The sequence below is a fragment of the Sphingobacterium sp. MAE genome, from assembly GCF_056711605.1.
In genome coordinates, this window is record NZ_CM160044.1 from 3520204 (window position 1) to 3536470 (window position 16267).

The 16267-nt window shown below is 36.6% G+C and carries 10 protein-coding genes; 8 read left to right on the forward strand and 2 right to left on the reverse strand.

Annotated elements, in window-relative coordinates:
• Positions 1-2 precede the first annotated feature (2 nt).
• The gene (locus AC06G9_RS15120) at positions 3-1469 is read right to left on the reverse strand and encodes a glycoside hydrolase family 76 protein (protein WP_480956609.1); all 1467 of its coding nucleotides are present in this window, start codon (positions 1467-1469) and stop codon (positions 3-5) included.
• Positions 1470-1822: 353 nt separating this feature from the next.
• Here AC06G9_RS15120 and AC06G9_RS15125 point away from each other — a divergent pair, with 353 nt between their 5' ends.
• On the forward strand, positions 1823-4399 hold the full coding sequence (locus AC06G9_RS15125) for a hypothetical protein (protein ID WP_293927380.1): 2577 nt from the start codon (positions 1823-1825) through the stop codon (positions 4397-4399).
• Between the two features lie 77 nt (positions 4400-4476).
• Here the strand turns inward: AC06G9_RS15125 and AC06G9_RS15130 are convergent, their stop codons facing one another.
• Positions 4477-5841 (reverse strand): sulfatase-like hydrolase/transferase, encoded by a 1365-nt coding sequence (locus AC06G9_RS15130; protein ID WP_293927377.1) that lies wholly within the window; start codon positions 5839-5841, stop codon positions 4477-4479.
• 527 nt (positions 5842-6368) lie between these two features.
• Between AC06G9_RS15130 and AC06G9_RS15135 the strand changes: the two genes are divergently transcribed.
• The 7 genes from AC06G9_RS15135 to AC06G9_RS15165 all read left to right on the forward strand — a co-directional run bounded on the left by AC06G9_RS15135 (position 6369) and on the right by AC06G9_RS15165 (position 16181).
• Positions 6369-7574 carry an MFS transporter gene (locus AC06G9_RS15135; RefSeq protein WP_293927374.1) on the forward strand — a complete coding sequence of 402 codons (1206 nt, stop codon included), beginning with the start codon at positions 6369-6371 and terminating at the stop codon, positions 7572-7574.
• Between the two features lie 215 nt (positions 7575-7789).
• Positions 7790-10135, forward strand: coding sequence for a TonB-dependent receptor (locus tag AC06G9_RS15140; protein WP_480956610.1), 2346 nt, complete (start codon positions 7790-7792; stop codon positions 10133-10135).
• 2 nt (positions 10136-10137) lie between these two features.
• Positions 10138-11304: a PepSY-associated TM helix domain-containing protein gene (locus tag AC06G9_RS15145; protein WP_293927368.1), complete on the forward strand. Its 1167-nt coding sequence runs from the start codon at positions 10138-10140 to the stop codon at positions 11302-11304.
• 201 nt (positions 11305-11505) lie between these two features.
• Positions 11506-12495 carry an L-histidine N(alpha)-methyltransferase gene (locus AC06G9_RS15150; protein WP_260948846.1) on the forward strand — a complete coding sequence of 330 codons (990 nt, stop codon included), beginning with the start codon at positions 11506-11508 and terminating at the stop codon, positions 12493-12495.
• An 11-nt stretch (positions 12496-12506) separates the two neighbouring features.
• Positions 12507-13694 carry an ergothioneine biosynthesis protein EgtB gene (gene egtB / locus AC06G9_RS15155; RefSeq protein WP_293927364.1) on the forward strand — a complete coding sequence of 396 codons (1188 nt, stop codon included), beginning with the start codon at positions 12507-12509 and terminating at the stop codon, positions 13692-13694.
• Between the two features lie 10 nt (positions 13695-13704).
• The gene (locus AC06G9_RS15160) at positions 13705-14622 is read left to right on the forward strand and encodes an ATP-binding cassette domain-containing protein (RefSeq protein ID WP_293927361.1); all 918 of its coding nucleotides are present in this window, start codon (positions 13705-13707) and stop codon (positions 14620-14622) included.
• Positions 14619-16181, forward strand: a complete 1563-nt coding sequence (locus AC06G9_RS15165) for an ABC transporter permease/substrate-binding protein (protein ID WP_480956611.1) — start codon at positions 14619-14621, stop codon at positions 16179-16181. Before AC06G9_RS15160 ends, AC06G9_RS15165 begins: the two co-directional genes overlap by 4 nt.
• Positions 16182-16267: the final 86 nt, after the last annotated feature.

A 16267-nucleotide genomic window follows, 5' to 3' on the forward strand; every position in this document is an offset into this window, starting at 1 on the left:
GTTTATTTCGATTTGTCTAATTCGTATTGCGATAAAATAGCATATTGCGCAGCATAGGTAAACATAAACATACCTTCCAGATTATTTTTGTTTTGATCGCTGTCCCAACCCATTAATAAATCTGTTGGTAAAAACCCATCCTTCAAGAAGTGGTCATAACCATAATCCAGATTCTTTTGAAAAGAGTCCATGTAACTTCCCGCTTTTTTATCATAGGTATAAATATTAAAGAATCCTCGGAGTAGGATACCGTTGAACCAATTATTGAATCCCGAGGATTCGTAAGTATAATATGCTGGAATCTGTTTTCCTAGTTTGGCAAAATACTGGAAACTAGCATGAGATAATGATTGACCATCTTCCCTGTATTTTTTTGATTTTGTTACGCGATATAGATCTGCAGCTCCAGAAATCATCGTCCCGCTGTTATAGGAAAATGAGGGACCTACAGCAGTTTTCAAGAATGTATTTGCCCGGTATCTCGTTCCATGGACAGTTTCATATGCGATAGTACAATCTGGGGAACAATCTCCCATCATATCTGTATAGACACCTTGATTGTTTAAAAGATAGCGTTTTTGCCAATCGTAAACTTTTTGTGCAAAACTTAAATAATAATCACCTTTATTGACCATTTTGGAACGGCGTGATTTTTTATCTTTTTTATCGACATAGCGATGCTCGATCTGATCAGATTTATGCTTATAAATTTCATGTAGCCATACTAAAGGGCTAACCATGGGGCCATTGCTGCAAGCATGCTTGGTCACATAACCGGGTCCCCAAGGAATACCACCATGCTCTTTATTTTTATCATCTAGCGTACTATCCCAGCCATCAAGTACATATGCCGTCAAATACTCAGCCTTCTCTAAAAAGATCTGATCATTCGTGAGATGATAGGCATCTAATAATTCACGGGCAAGCCACATCTGGTCATCATAGACATTCAATATACCGCCAACATTCGCTTTACCTTTTTCCCGAACACGGTCTACCGCGTAAACAGCCCACTCTTTTTCTTGTGTAAATGAAGTCAGCGTAAAAGTGCCTAGATAATAATCAGCATTATTAAATAGTTTCTTTAACAAATCGACATAACGATTATAATGTTGATCATACAAAATTGTATTACCGTTTTCCTTTTGGAGCTTAAGACTTGTCAAGACAGCATTGACAGCTTCCATAGATGCCGTATACATCCACACACTACCTCTTTCTGTAGAATGCTCTTTGGTGTCCGGATTGTAAAATCTAGCCATGGTCATCTCATCACCTGAAAAATAAGTGGAAACAGATTTGTCAACAAGTTGAATCGAACGTAATAAATTTTGAGTTTGTAAATCTGGCACATTCTCACCATTTCTGCCCATTGGCATCGCGGCATGAGTAGGCATTAAAAAACAAAACTGTACAAACAGTGGCATAGCATGAATAAAAATGCTTTGCAGCTTTCTTAAAAATTTCATAAGAAGTATCTGGTTTATAATTAGTCAGAATTGTGCCCATGATGAGAGCATTAAATTCTGGAACAAGATACGTGGAGTCGATTAATTTTAGGGTTAAAAAGGGGTTAATACATAAAAATAAAACCATAACCCCACCGTATTTTAATGGCATAGCCTATTGAAAACATCAAAAAATCAGCAAAAATGTAACAAAGCTTTTATTTCATTTGATTGTTTTTTTGTATACTTTTAGGGCATTAAGATGTTGACAAATTAGTTACTAACCATTAAATCAGCTAGAGGTTTGATGCAGTCGCCTTTTAAAAAGGCATCATGCGTCCATCCTTTCTGATTTAAGTTTTTGATTGCTCTGTATGAGACTCTATTATATATATTTTGCTATTTACTTTTTCCTGCCGACGCTAGCCTTTTCACAGGGACTTAAATTTAACGGAGGTCATCATGCAATCGATAAACGCACATCTTATGAAGTATTTGCGAAAAAAAATATTTCATTTGAAGGATCATTTGACATTGACTTTCAACTATCTATCTATGAGACTAATTCACTTGGGAATATCCTCAGAGTTCAAAACAAGGAAAATAACACTATTTATAATCTCTTTTACGATGAAGAAAAAGATCAATGCATCTTCAGACTAAATGAAGAAGGAAAAAGTAGTTTGATCACCGCTAAAATAGATCGTCGATTATTAAATAATAACACTTGGTTTCCGGTTAAATTAACTTTTGATCTCCTACAGGGTATTTTTAAACTTCAAATAGAAAACAAAGTTTTTTCATCCGAAAAAATTGCACTTTCTAATCCTTATTTTCCAATCATTACTTTTGGAAAAAGTGATTACCTGATCGATGTACCGAATATGGGGATTAAAAATCTGTCCATTGGAAATAAAAACACCAAATATATATTTCCATTACGAGAAAATGAAGGTCATATCGTTCATGACTTTGAAGGAAATAGTTATGGATTAGTAACCAATCCGGAATGGTTAATCAATGATTCATACCAGTGGAAATTAGTGAACACCTTTCATTCGTCGACTCAAGCAGGGTCTACTTATCATGACATCAGAAAAGAAATCTATTATTTCAATCGCGATTCGATATTCATTCATAATATTAAAACGAATGATACTCGAAAAGTTGCTTTTCAAAAACAATGCCCTGTTGACTTGATTCAAGCAACAAACTTTCTAGATGTAAAAGCAAATAAGCTGTATGTCTATGAATTATATCATAACTATCCCTATGATGGCCCAACCGTTGCAAGTCTTAATCTGGATAACTTTACTTGGACTATTGAAAGCTATGACCGGGTGCAAAAGGAGCTACATCACCATGGGTTCTTTTTTGATCAGCAAGAAAAGCAATATTACATCTTCGGAGGGTATGGAAACATGTCCTATAGTGACCAATTTTATAAATATGCCATTGACTCTTCCAAGTGGCAAAAATTGGATGATCTTGCAGGAGAGAAACTCTTTCCCCGCTATTTTCTATCGGCTGGTTACATGGAAAATAGTCGTACAGCTTATATTTTTGGGGGTATGGGCAACGAATCTGGGGAGCACATCGTGGGAAGAAAATACTATTATGATCTCTATAAAATTAACTTAGATACGAAGAAGGTAACCAAGATGTGGGACATTGCATGGAAAGATAAACACGTCGTACCTGCAAGAGGAATTGTATTTCCCGATCAGTCACATTTCTATGCTTTATGCTACCCTGAGCACTTAACCCGATCAGCAATCAAGCTTTATCGGTTTTCAATTCAAGATGGAAGCTATGAAATATTAGGTGACTCCGTGTTGATCTACTCGGATAAGATTTCAACTCGGGCACAGCTTTACTATGATCATCAACTTGGTCGTCTACTCGCTTTGGTACAGGAGTCAAGTGATGATATCAAATCAACCTTGAAAATCTATTCTTTAAATTCTCCTCCTATCTCAGAAGCTGAGTTAAGTAACTATCCAAAAAAGGATAATAAAGTAAAGTATGTGATTTTAGTGCTGCTAGGGGCGCTTATCGGAACAGCAAGTTATAGTATTATCAAAAGATTAAAGAAAAAGAAATTTGATGGACCTGCTGCCTTTCCAATACCCGAAAATGAAGCTGATAGGACTAAGGAACATGCGTTGATCGAGACTGAACCATTAGCCCCCATCGATCAATTAAAACCCATTACTACGGATGCAATTATATGGAAAAACAACTCTAGAGCCAATGCAATCTATTTGTTTGGAGAATTTAAGGTATTTGATCGCAATCAAAAGGATATCTCCCATTTATTTAGCACCCGACTGAAACAAGTCTTTTGTTTGATTTTGACACACCAGGGTGAATCTGGAATTTCGTCCGCATTATTGAGTCATCTGGTTTGGCCAGACAAATCTGAAGATAAAGTCAAAAATTCAAGGGGTGTGACGATCAATCATTTAAGAAAAGCATTAAGCGAATTAGATGGAATAGAATTACGCTATGAAAAAGGACGTTTTAAAATAGAACAAGATGCCGATTTCTATTGTGATTACACGAGATGCATGGAACTGACTTCATCTCTTAACATTACGGAAAACAGAGATGAGTTAATTCATTTACTAGGAAGGGGAAAGTTTTTACAGAGTACCAATCAACCTATTTTCGATTCGACTAAGGCTGATCTGGAGAAAAATATAATACCACTTTTAATCGCAGAACTCTATCACAGTATGGAGGCACATGCCTACAACGATAGTATAGCATTGGCTGAAGTTATATTTATGTTTGATCCACTCCATGAACAGGTATTATTTATGCAAATTAGGGCAATGCTTGCTTTAAAATTGACACAAGAAGCCCGTATACGTTTTCAAAGCTTTGCTAGCGAATATAGAAACATTATGGGAGAAAATTTCCCATTCCACTTCGAAGATATTGCCTAAATTAATACTATGGGTTTGAAACCTCAAATCAAATTATCTTAATCATTTGATTTGAGGTTATAGGAGATACTGAAAAATTATTCTGTTTGATCAAAAGAAGCAAATACCGTTTTCAGCTCTGCCATTTTTTCTGGATATTGATGGATCAAATTGGTCCGTTCGCTAGGATCCCATGCAACATTAAACAATTCTTCAACCGTTTCTTCGGTTTTACCTGATATCAAATTGGTTCGCTGTTTGACAATCCTGTATTTCCAATCGCCAACCTTTACTGCCTCTGGCTTACCGTAATTGACCAAAAATATCGGTCTGTGATTATAATGTAAATCAGGATCCTTGCCTTCTAGCAAAGTACGAATCGATTGGCCATCCAATTTTCTATCTGGTAAAGAAGATCCTGTCCAAGAAGCAATAGTTGGTAAAATATCTAGATTGCTGATAGAAGAACGAATAACTTTTCCTTCAGGAATGATCCCCTTTCCGAAAACAATAAAAGGGACGCGCGCACCGCCTTCATAAGTCAGCGCTTTCGAGCCTTTAAATACTCCTGCAGTTCCGACATGCCAGTTTTTCGTCTCGCCATCATCTGCCATACGTGCTGGATATTCTATCCAAGGTCCATTATCACTTGAAAACATCAAGATGGTATTTTTATCCAGACCTTTCGCTTCTAATGCGTGCCATAATTGAGCAATATATTGATCCAGCTCATACAACACCGCCCCAAGGGTACCCGCATTTTGTGCATTAGCATAAGGATTTTTCTTGTTTGAAAATGCCAATGGAAGATGTGGAAAATTATGGGCATAATACAAAAAGAACGGTTTGTCTTTTTTTTGCTTATTGATAAATTGAAGCGCTTCACGATGATAATGTTGACTAAGATCTGAGTCATCAGGTGCAAATACTTCAGGAGTACGATTTCTAAAAAGTTTAATCACTGTATCCGTTTTGACATATGGGGCACGGTAATCATGACTATATAGCATCCCATAAAAGAAATCAAATCCTTGTGCATTGGGTAGCGATTCTGCTTTATCACCAAGATGCCATTTTCCTACCAAAGCTGTTCGATAGCCCCGCTGTTTTAACATTTCAGCGATCGTTACCTCAGCATCAGGTAGACCTAAATCAGAACCAGGACCGATCGGCTGAGGCAAGTTATAGCGAGAAGCATAGCGCCCGGTCAATAGCGATGCGCGAGATGGTGTACATGAAGGAGTGGAAACGACATAATTTGTAGCCCGTACACCTTTGCTTGCTAATGAATCTAAGAATGGAGTCTGAATATTCGGACTGCCATAAGAACCTAAATCGGAATACCCCATATCATCGGTCAATATAAATATAATATTAGGGGGTTGTTTTTGCCCGTATGATAAGAAACTAAAGCATATGCCTATCAATAATAACCATTCTTTGAAGCGCAACAAGATGTTCATAATAATGAGTTCTGGTTTAAATTAATCATAATAGCAGTCCACTGGTGCTGTTGATCGTACAAGTATAAATGAATATTATTAATAAATTAAGCTGATTGATATAAATATAGATATTAAATACGAAAACGATATCGCTGGATATTTTCATAAATTATGTTCAATAATCAATATCTCCAAGCATATTAGTAATAGCATCATAACCGCAAATAACATCATTTAAATGTCAAACAAATGGTAAGAAAGGATGTCATTTCTTTATCAGGATGCTGATTAACAAAGGTCTTAAAACGATTATCAATCAGCATAAAAAAAATCATCACACTCATTATCAACACTATAATTAACAACAAATCATCTAACACCCTATATACCATAAAATTTATATAGAACATTCAATTGCTTTTATAGATCATGTAACGCTGCACTTGCAGTAAAAACAAGTACACGTCATTGTTGAATTTTATACCTTTGCCCAACATGGGTTTCCCTTTATCTACCCACCTCATTTTTTCAATAAAAAGAGTTACATGCAAAGCAATACTATACATTCAAAAAAATCATTTGCACCGACACTAATTGCTTTTGCATTAGTACCGATTTCAGGTTTGGCTACCGATATCTATTTACCATCAATGCCGCAGATGGCGCAAGAGCTTGGATTGGCTGAAAGCAATATTCAACTTACCTTATCACTTTTCTTAATCAGCTATGGGATCGCTCAATTTTTTACGGGTGCCCTTGTTGATGCTTGGGGAAGATACCGGATTACTTTAATTTCACTTTTTCTCTTTACCTTAAGTTTTTGGGTAACTGCCACAACAGACAATATCTTGGTTATTTATCTGATGCGCATATTGCAGGGGATTTTATCTGCATTTGTCGTTGTTTCAAAGCGCGCCTATTTTGTGGATGTATATGAAGGGGAAGAAAGAAAACGTTACTTAAGCGCTATTACTATCGTATGGTCATTAGCCCCAATCATCGCACCTTTTATCGGTGGTTATTTACAAGCACAATTTGGATGGCGCTCGAACTTTATGTTGCTGGCAGCATATAGTGCTATTCTATTTGTATTGGAACTGATTTTTTCTGCCGAAACTATACGTAAAAAGAACCCGCTACAACTGAATTATTTAGTGACCGAATTTAAAACCATGCTTCAAACCAAAGATTTTACCTTCGGTGTATTGATGTGTGGTATAAGTTATGGATTGGTCATGTTTTATAATCTCAGTGGACCGTTCTTTATCGAGCACAACCTAGGCTTTAGTTCTATTACGACCGGCTACATTTCATTACTGATGGGACTTGCATGGATGTCGGGTGGATTTATAGGGCGAGCCCTTATCCAGAAATCTTTGTTGCCAAAATTACAAATAGCTAATTATCTACAAATAGGTTTTATCGTTGTGATGATCTTCATATCACCATATGCCACCAATATTTACACCTTATCGTTATTTGCTTTTCTCATCCATGTGACTGCGGGATTTATATTCAATAACTATTTTGGGTACTGCCTGGGTCGTTTTCCTTCATCAGCTGGAATAGCAGGTGGACTCGCAGGAGGTATTACGTATCTGGTCACTTCGGCATTAAGCTATATTGTCGTGAGTCTCGTGAATCCAGATACCCAAACTGAAATTGGAATAGGCTACGCTATTTTTGCATTTTTAGGGTTTGTTACACTGATCATCATCAAGCTTAAAAAAGCTTATAAACAATGGATATAGGAAACCAAACTATAAAATAAAGAATGCCAATAGCAATGTCGGTACAAACAAAAAAGGTCGCTCTAAATCATCGTATTTTAGAGCGGCCTTTTTTAATAGCCTAAAAAAAATCACATTATTGACCAAAAAAACTGAAAAAAAATTTTACTCGAATCAAATAGATTGTATATTTGCCTCTGTTTAGAACAAATCTAAATTAATATAGAACAATACAGATGCTTATTTCATTCAGATCCATCCAAGAAAGATGGAAATATCTCCTACTGTTTGCGGCCTTTCAGCTATTTGTTTTCATATGTGAAGCCCAACAGATGCTTATACATGTCAAAACAGAAAAAGGTAATCCAATTGCTGGTGCCACAATCCTTCTTAATCAACAGTTTCTAGGAAGTACGGATACAAGTGGTTTGCTAAGGACAACGAATGAAAAAATTGTGAATCAAAAACTATCGGTTTCTGCTGTGGGTTTTCGTGAGCAAACGCTCAAAATATCAAACCAGATGCTTCATGATGCTTTAAACATTATTTTAGTGGCAAGCACGCATGTACTTGATGAGATCGTGGTGACAGCAGGTCGAAAACCAGAAAGCATTTCAACTATCCCCTCCTCTATTACGATTCTGAACCAACAAGATATTCAAGCGCAGACTAATATTACCAATAACTTGGCCTCGGTATTAGGAAATGCGATTCCTGGGCTGGGCACCTCTACCAATAAAGCAACCAATTCGGGACAAACACTACGTGGACGTGCTGTGCTCATATTAATTGATGGAATCCCACAATCAACACCGCTTATGAATGGAGCACGTGACCTACGAACTATCGACCCCAGTGTAATTGAACGTATCGAAGTGATAAAAGGTGCTACTTCCATTTATGGTAATGGTTCAGGTGGAGGTATCATCAATTATATCACGAAAAAAAACAGCGATGGTAAAAAGATAGGCGGGCAAACCCAATTGGGGACATCAATCAATCCATTTGATCCAAAAGAAACGATCGGGTATAGATTTTCGCAACAATTATTAGGTCAAGTGAAAAGGTGGAGCTACACCGTATCCGGATCTGTAGATTACACTGGTTTACAAAGGGATTCCGATGGTCTCCCGCTCGGACAAACAGATGGTCTATCGAACTCTTATCAATATAATGGATTTGCGAAAATTGGTTATAAAATTGACTCAAGCAGTACCTTGACCGGATTCTATAACTATTACGGGAGCACACAAAGAGCTCAATATATCAGTAAAAATGATGTGTACGGTCAATCGCCTACCATCGGGGTCGTGGGCGAAGAACCAGGTAAACCTGCTGGTACGCCTTACAATCACAATGCCATGCTGAGCTACTCCAAAAATAATCTCTTTCAATCCACGCAATTAGATGTAACAGCTTATTTGAATTCATTTAGATCCATGAATAGATACGTTGCTAGCGGAACGGCTTGGTATGGTCCTGGCCAAACGATGATCAACTCGGATAAAAAAGGATTAAGAGTCAATTTAAATACACCATTTCAACTTTTTACTATCCCGACCGAAATAACCTATGGTTTGGATTTATTAAAAGATGTCACCTATCAAGATTTGACAGATGGCCGTGTATACATTCCTAAAATGAATATGGTTAACTTTGCACCATATGTACAGTTAAAAGCAGATCTAGTTGAAAATCTAATCTTCAAAGGAGGGGTTCGCTATGAAAATGCGACTGTTAAGATCCATGATTTCAATACGATCGCTACAGGTGCTAATGGCGAAGGTAGCATTATGGTGAGTGGTGGAAATATTCCTTATAAGGCGACGATGTTCAATGCCGGTTTACGGTATACAAAATACGATTATTTCAATCCCTTTGTGAGTTTTTCACAAGCCTTTGCCATCAATGAATTGGGCCGTATCTTACGCAGAGCTACAGAAAACACGATCGGAAATCTAGAAACAGATCCTATCATTACCAATAATTATGAAGCGGGTTTTTCTAGTCGTTTCAGCATATTCAATGTATCAGCTTCTTATTATATCAGTACTTCGGATTTAGGTGTAAACTTAGTTGATGTCGGTGGATTTCTCATGCCACAACGTGAGCCTGAAGAGGTAAAAGGTTATGAAATCGCACTAGATGCTCAGCTTAGTGAACAGTTAAGTTTAGGTGGTAGTTATGCTTATGTGGAAGGAAAAGCAAAAATGGATGATGGCACTAAAATTTATCTGAATGGCTCCCGCATTGCACCACCAAAAGCAACAGGATTTATTAACTATAAACCCAACCAACAATTAAACGTACAATTGTTTTGGATACATACAGGGTCTAGGGATCGATTTGCGCTTAATGATAAAGGAAAATACAACAATAGTGAAGGACCTATCAGTCATGTAGATCTTTTCAATTTATCGGGTAACTATAAATTTAATAAAAACTGGAGAATAGGTTTAGGAATAGAAAATTTATTCAACACATCTTACTACCCTACAGTGAGTCAATATCGTGCTTTAGATGCAGAGTATGTGAAAGGAAGCGGTACTGTGACTTCGGTGAACCTTTATTACCAGTTTTAAGAATGATTAAAAAAGGTATACTATGGTTACACAAATGGCTAGGCTTGTTTACAGGTCTAGTCGTTTTCATTGTAAGCTTATCTGGCTGTTTTTATGTATTCTATGACGAGCTTAAATTAATCATCTATCCGCAAAAATATTATACGCATGAACCGCAATCCGATCATAGTAAGCTCCTACCCCTTACCCAACTGATAGACATTGCTCAAAAAGCTTTACCTGAAGGTGAAAATATCAGCCGTGCAGATCTTTATCTTTCTCCAAACAGAACATGGGTTTTTCGTGCTGTAAAAACGAATGAACAGGGTATTGGTCATCATCAATATTTCACTTATCATAAGCGGGTATTTATAAATCCTTATTCGGGTCAGGTACAAGTAGTGGAAAATTCCAAAACTGAATTTTTCCAAGTGATATTGCAGTTACATATGAACCTCCTGTTGGGGAAAAAGATCGGTCATTGGGTCGTAGGAATTTCTATTATTATATTTATTATTATTCTACTATCAGGCATTGTTCTATGGTGGCCCAAAAAATGGAGTTTAAAAAAAATAAAAAGACAGATTTGGTTTGATTTCAACGTGAAATGGAAGCGATTAAATTATGATTTGCATCAGATTTTGGGACTTTATAGTTTAATCTTTGCTCTTCTAATTGCAACAACAGGTATTGCGTTTACTTTCCCTGCTTTTAAAGAATTTTATGTGAATGCTTTCAATCATCTGGGGGATACAAAAAAACTACCACCACAAAACAACTTTGATTATGTACCTCAAAATCAATCAAAAACTATAGATAATGCCCTGCATTACACCTTATCCAAACATCCTCAAGCAGAGATGATGTCAATCCGCTTACGCAAATCAATTGCCGAATCTCAGGATATACAAGTACGGTTTTCAGAGGAGCGTACTGGAGAATTCATTTGGTATTATTTTAATCAAACAAGCGGTCAAATTGAAAAACTGAAACAGTCTCAAAATGCTCCGATCGGTGATAAAATTGGTGCAATGAATTATGATCTTCATGTAGGAAGTTATGGCGGAATGTTAACCAAAATCCTAACATTTATCGTGGGTTTGATCTGTGCCTCGCTACCGATTACCGGTACTATTATTTGGATCAATAAAATGAAGAAAAAGAAAAAAAAGATAGCAAAAGCCAAATAAAAATATCATAAAAACCGACTGATTATCTTTCCTAAAATTATAATAGTTCAAATTAAGTCGTATAAAGCCCTTGAAAAAATGGCTTTACTTTTTTAACAATATCCGATATTGCAAACAAGTCATAGTTTTCATATGTTATAACAGTAGAACGATAGAAACCGTCGAACTTTTCATCGATAACAAATTAAAAATTACGACATAATGAAATTTGGTCTGCAAAGCGAACACCAACAAGATAATATTAGTCAAACTATTCAGAAATTTCGTCAGGAAGTATTAGAAGATTTAGGCAACACTCCGAAGAAATTATCTTCCAAATACTTCTACGATAGCATTGGCGATAATCTATTTCAACAAATTATGGCTATGCAAACCTATTATTTGACCAATTGCGAACTCGATATATTCAAAAATAAAACGGCAGATATTGCTCATTTTATAAAAGCTGATGAGGAGCCTTTTGATCTGATTGAATTAGGTGCTGGTGATGCTATGAAATCTTCTTACTTACTGAGACATCTGATTGATCAAGATGTCAATTTCAGTTACATGCCTATCGATATATCAGGAAATATTCTGTCTCTTTTAAAAACAAATCTCAATAAATCCATACCAAATCTTGAAATCACTTGTCTTAAAGGTGAATATTTTGAGATGATCGATCAAGCTATGGCATTATCTTCAAGACGCAAAGTGGTTTTGTTTTTAGGAAGCAATATTGGTAATATGGAACTGGAAGAAGCCGCACAGTTTTGTGCCTCATTGCGGCAAAAACTTAACGTAGGCGATTACCTGGTCATTGGTTTTGATTTAAAGAAACACCCTCAAACCATATTAAATGCTTACGATGACCCTAGCGGCATTACGGCAAAATTTAACTTAAATCTTCTTGCACGCATCAATAGGGAACTGGAAGCTAATTTTGATCTGAATCTATTCGAGCATTATCAAACCTATGATCCGCTCAGCGGTGCCTGTCGAAGTTATCTCATCAGTCTTGCGGCACAACAAGTAATCATAGATAATCAGCACATTTCCTTTGTAGAAAATGAACCGATCTATATGGAAATATCTCAGAAATTCTCCGATAACGATATTCGACAGCTTGCTCATCAAGCAGGTTTTAATCCTGTAAAGGAACTGTACGATTCAAAACATTGGTTTGTAGATGTCATTTGGCAAGTCAAATAAAAAATTGTAACATGAAAACAGCAGATACAGTAAGCAAGCACATCATCGATTTAGAAGAAAAATATAGGACGATCAGAAATCATTCTGTCCATATTTGCGCTCCTTTAGCTATCGAAGACTATGTGGTACAACCCATTGCCGATGTAAGTCCTCCAAAATGGCATCTTGGTCATACTACATGGTTTTTTGAAACTTTTTTATTAATTCCATACTTCACCGGATACCAAACTTTCGATCCACAGTATAATTATGTTTTCAATAGTTATTATGAGACTGTAGGTGCGCGTGTGATCAGAACAGATCGTGGAAATTTGAGCCGTCCTTCGGTAGCCGATATTTATCAATATAGAGCATATGTTGATGAACAGATGCAGCTATTTTTTGATCAAAAATTTCATCTATCAGAACCTATTGCTATTTTATTAGAACTGGGACTCAATCATGAGCAACAACATCAGGAATTGCTCATCACCGATATTAAATATATCTTAGGTCATAATCCACTTTTCCCTCCTTATTTGCAAGATAGCATTTCTCCCACAGCTGAATTGAAGGCTATGGAAATGATAAACTTCCGTGAAGGTATATACGAAATAGGATTTGAAGGTACAGGTTTTTGCTTTGACAATGAACTTGGGCGGCATCGTGTATATCTTGGAGATTTTGAAATTGCGAATCGCTTGGTTAGTAATCGCGAATATCTAGAATTTATGGAAGCTGGTGGTTATCTTGAATTTAATCATTGGCATGCCGAGGGTTGGGATTGGGTAAAAACCTCTCAGCGAAGATCACCTTTATATTGGCATCAAATTGATCATCAATGGATGCATTATACACTTGCTGGTTTACAAGAACTGGATCTGAATGCTCCTGTCAACCATGTGAACTTTTATGAAGCTACTGCTTATGCGAATTGGAAAGGAATGCGTTTGCCGACAGAAGCGGAATGGGAAATCTCCGCTGATCTGCTAAACTGGGGCGAACGCTGGGAATGGACCGGAAGTGCTTATCTTCCCTATCCTGGATTCAAAAAGGAAGCAGGTGCAGTAGGTGAATACAATGGCAAATTTATGGTCAACCAAATGGTTTTAAGAGGGGCCTCAGAAGCTACCTCCCAAGGACATAGTAGAAAGACATATCGAAATTTCTTTCACGCTCATCATCAATGGCAATTTACTGGTATAAGACTTGCAAAATGAGTTATAGCTTATGATTAAAGTAGAGTCTATTTCAAAGCATTATGAAGGACGATCTGTTGTCGATGGAATATCCTTTGAAGCTTTTGACCAAGAAATCTTGATTCTTTTAGGAACTAGCGGATGCGGTAAAACAACGACGCTCAAAATGATCAATCGGCTCATCGAAACGGATACGGGTCATATCTCGATCAATGGTCAAAATATACGGGATAAAAAAATGGAAGATCTCAGGATGGGAATAGGATTTATCATGCAAAATACGGGGTTGTTTCCACATTATACCATTCAAGAAAATATCGCCACAGTTCCAAAGCTATTGAAATGGGATAAAAAACATATTCAAAACCGTACATATGAATTGATGCATAAATTGCATCTTTCTACGGATATGTTAATCCGATATCCACATGAATTAAGTGGTGGACAACAACAACGGGTAGGGATCATCAGAGCCTTAATTGCCAATACACCTGTCCTTTTAATGGATGAGCCATTTGGTGCACTGGACAATATTACTAAATCCGAAATTCATACCGCGTTTAAATCGCTGGATGAATTAAAAAATAAAACGACTATTTTAGTGACTCACGATGTGCAGGAGGCTTTTGAACTTGGTCATCGAATCGCTTTAATGGACAAGGGAAAAATCCTTCAAATTGGGACTCCAAAAGAAATGATCTATCATCCTAAAAATAATTTTGTAAGTGATTTTTTTGCTAGCAATAGATTATTGTTAGAACATAAAGTAACAACCCTAGCAGATCTCGAGAAGATGTTCCATATTCAGGATATCATACAATCAAGCCTTTCAGCACAATCAACGGTATGGTCGGCTTTACAACATTTGAGTACAGATAAGCATGACTTTGATCGTTATGAAAAACTTTCAAAAGCATTTGCTGCTTACAGAAAAATGCAAATAGCATGATGAAACAAAACTTTTGGACCTTTGTTGTCGAGCAACATGAAAAACTGTTCATGCAGGTCATACAGCATCTGGGATTGACCTTTTCATCGCTCTTGCTTGCTATTATTGTGGGTATTCCACTCGGTATATTGATATCAAGAAAGAAAAAACTAGCCCATTTTATATTGGGTATAGCAGGCATTTTACAAACAGTACCGAGTATTGCATTGCTCGGTTTTATGATTCCTTTTTTTGGTATAGGAGCAATTCCTGCAATTGTAGCATTATTGATTTATGCGCTGTTGCCAATTATTCGAAACACGTATACAGGCATTACTGGAGTTAGTACCAATGTGATGGAAGCAGGAAAAGCGATGGGTATGAATTCACGCCAATTATTATTTAAAGTACAATTCCCCTTGGCAATGCCCGTCATACTTGCTGGAATCAGAACCGCTACGGTGATCAATGTAGGAGTTGCAACTTTGGCTTCATTTGTTGGCGCTGGTGGGCTGGGTGAATTTATCTTCGGAGGTATATCACTCAACAATAGTAATATGATATTAGCGGGCGCAATTCCGGCAGCATTTCTAGCCATTTTTTTGGATCAGACTATCGCTTTTTTGCAACGTTTAAAATTTAGAAATTTAAATCGATGGCGTGTAATCAGCTCATTGATAACCATAATTGCTCTTGCATCTTATTTTTGGCCCTCCCCTACATCAAACAAATTAAAAGCAGGTTTTACTCCAGAGTTTATGGGTAGACAAGATGGTGATCTCGGCTTACGTGCGGTATATGGCTTGTACATGAATCCAAAAATTATCAGTGATGCGATTATGTACAAAGCTATCCATGAAGGTAAATTGGATGTGATTAGTGGCTATTCGACAGACGGACGAATAAAGGCATTTGACCTTAACGTATTAGAAGATGATAAAAAAATATTTCCACCTTACTATGCTGCACCAATCATTAAATCAAAAACATTACTAAAATATCCAGATTTAGAACCTGTTATTGATCTATTAGCGGGTAAGATCAATGATTCCTTGATGACAGAAATGAATTATAAAACTGATTTTCTACAGCAAACACCGGAAAAAGTAGCACAAGACTTTTTAAAGTCCATACATCTATATAAAGGTGCCGGCCAACTTAATGCAGGAAAGATAAGAATTGGTTCTAAAATTTTTGGAGAACAGTATATTCTTGCGGCATTATACAAAATGCTAATTGAAGGACATACCTCCTATGCCGTGGAAACAAAAACAGGATTAGGGGGTACTAAAATTTGCTTTGATGCGCTCATGAATGATGCAATCGATCTCTATCCGGAGTATACCGGTACTGGACTATTGGTCCTCTTAAATACGACACAAGAAAATATGAAAGAGGTGACCCAAAACCCGGAAAAAACATATGATTATGTTCAACAAGAATTTAAAGATAAATATGGTGTAAAATGGTTAAAACCGATCGGTTTTAATAATGCATACGCTTTGATGATGCGAAATAAAGATGCTCATGATCAAAGGATAAAAAGTATTTCTGATTTAAAATCATATTTATCTTATTGAAATCATATTTATACGATATAGGAGTATGCATTGGATGGCTGCATTATAAAAATCCCTTTTTCCAATCTATTAGGGCCGATAACATA

Excerpts from the sequence above, each read along its gene's own strand:
- AC06G9_RS15120 (WP_480956609.1), bottom strand. The coding sequence starts at position 1,469 with ATGAAATTTTTAAGAAAGCTGCAAAGCATTTTTATTCATGCTATGCCA.
- AC06G9_RS15125 (WP_293927380.1), top strand. The coding sequence starts at position 1,823 with ATGAGACTCTATTATATATATTTTGCTATTTACTTTTTCCTGCCGACG.
- AC06G9_RS15130 (WP_293927377.1), bottom strand. The coding sequence starts at position 5,841 with ATGAACATCTTGTTGCGCTTCAAAGAATGGTTATTATTGATAGGCATA.
- AC06G9_RS15135 (WP_293927374.1), top strand. The coding sequence starts at position 6,369 with ATGCAAAGCAATACTATACATTCAAAAAAATCATTTGCACCGACACTA.
- AC06G9_RS15140 (WP_480956610.1), top strand. The coding sequence starts at position 7,790 with ATGCTTATTTCATTCAGATCCATCCAAGAAAGATGGAAATATCTCCTA.
- AC06G9_RS15145 (WP_293927368.1), top strand. The coding sequence starts at position 10,138 with ATGATTAAAAAAGGTATACTATGGTTACACAAATGGCTAGGCTTGTTT.
- AC06G9_RS15150 (WP_260948846.1), top strand. The coding sequence starts at position 11,506 with ATGAAATTTGGTCTGCAAAGCGAACACCAACAAGATAATATTAGTCAA.
- egtB (WP_293927364.1), top strand. The coding sequence starts at position 12,507 with ATGAAAACAGCAGATACAGTAAGCAAGCACATCATCGATTTAGAAGAA.
- AC06G9_RS15160 (WP_293927361.1), top strand. The coding sequence starts at position 13,705 with ATGATTAAAGTAGAGTCTATTTCAAAGCATTATGAAGGACGATCTGTT.
- AC06G9_RS15165 (WP_480956611.1), top strand. The coding sequence starts at position 14,619 with ATGATGAAACAAAACTTTTGGACCTTTGTTGTCGAGCAACATGAAAAA.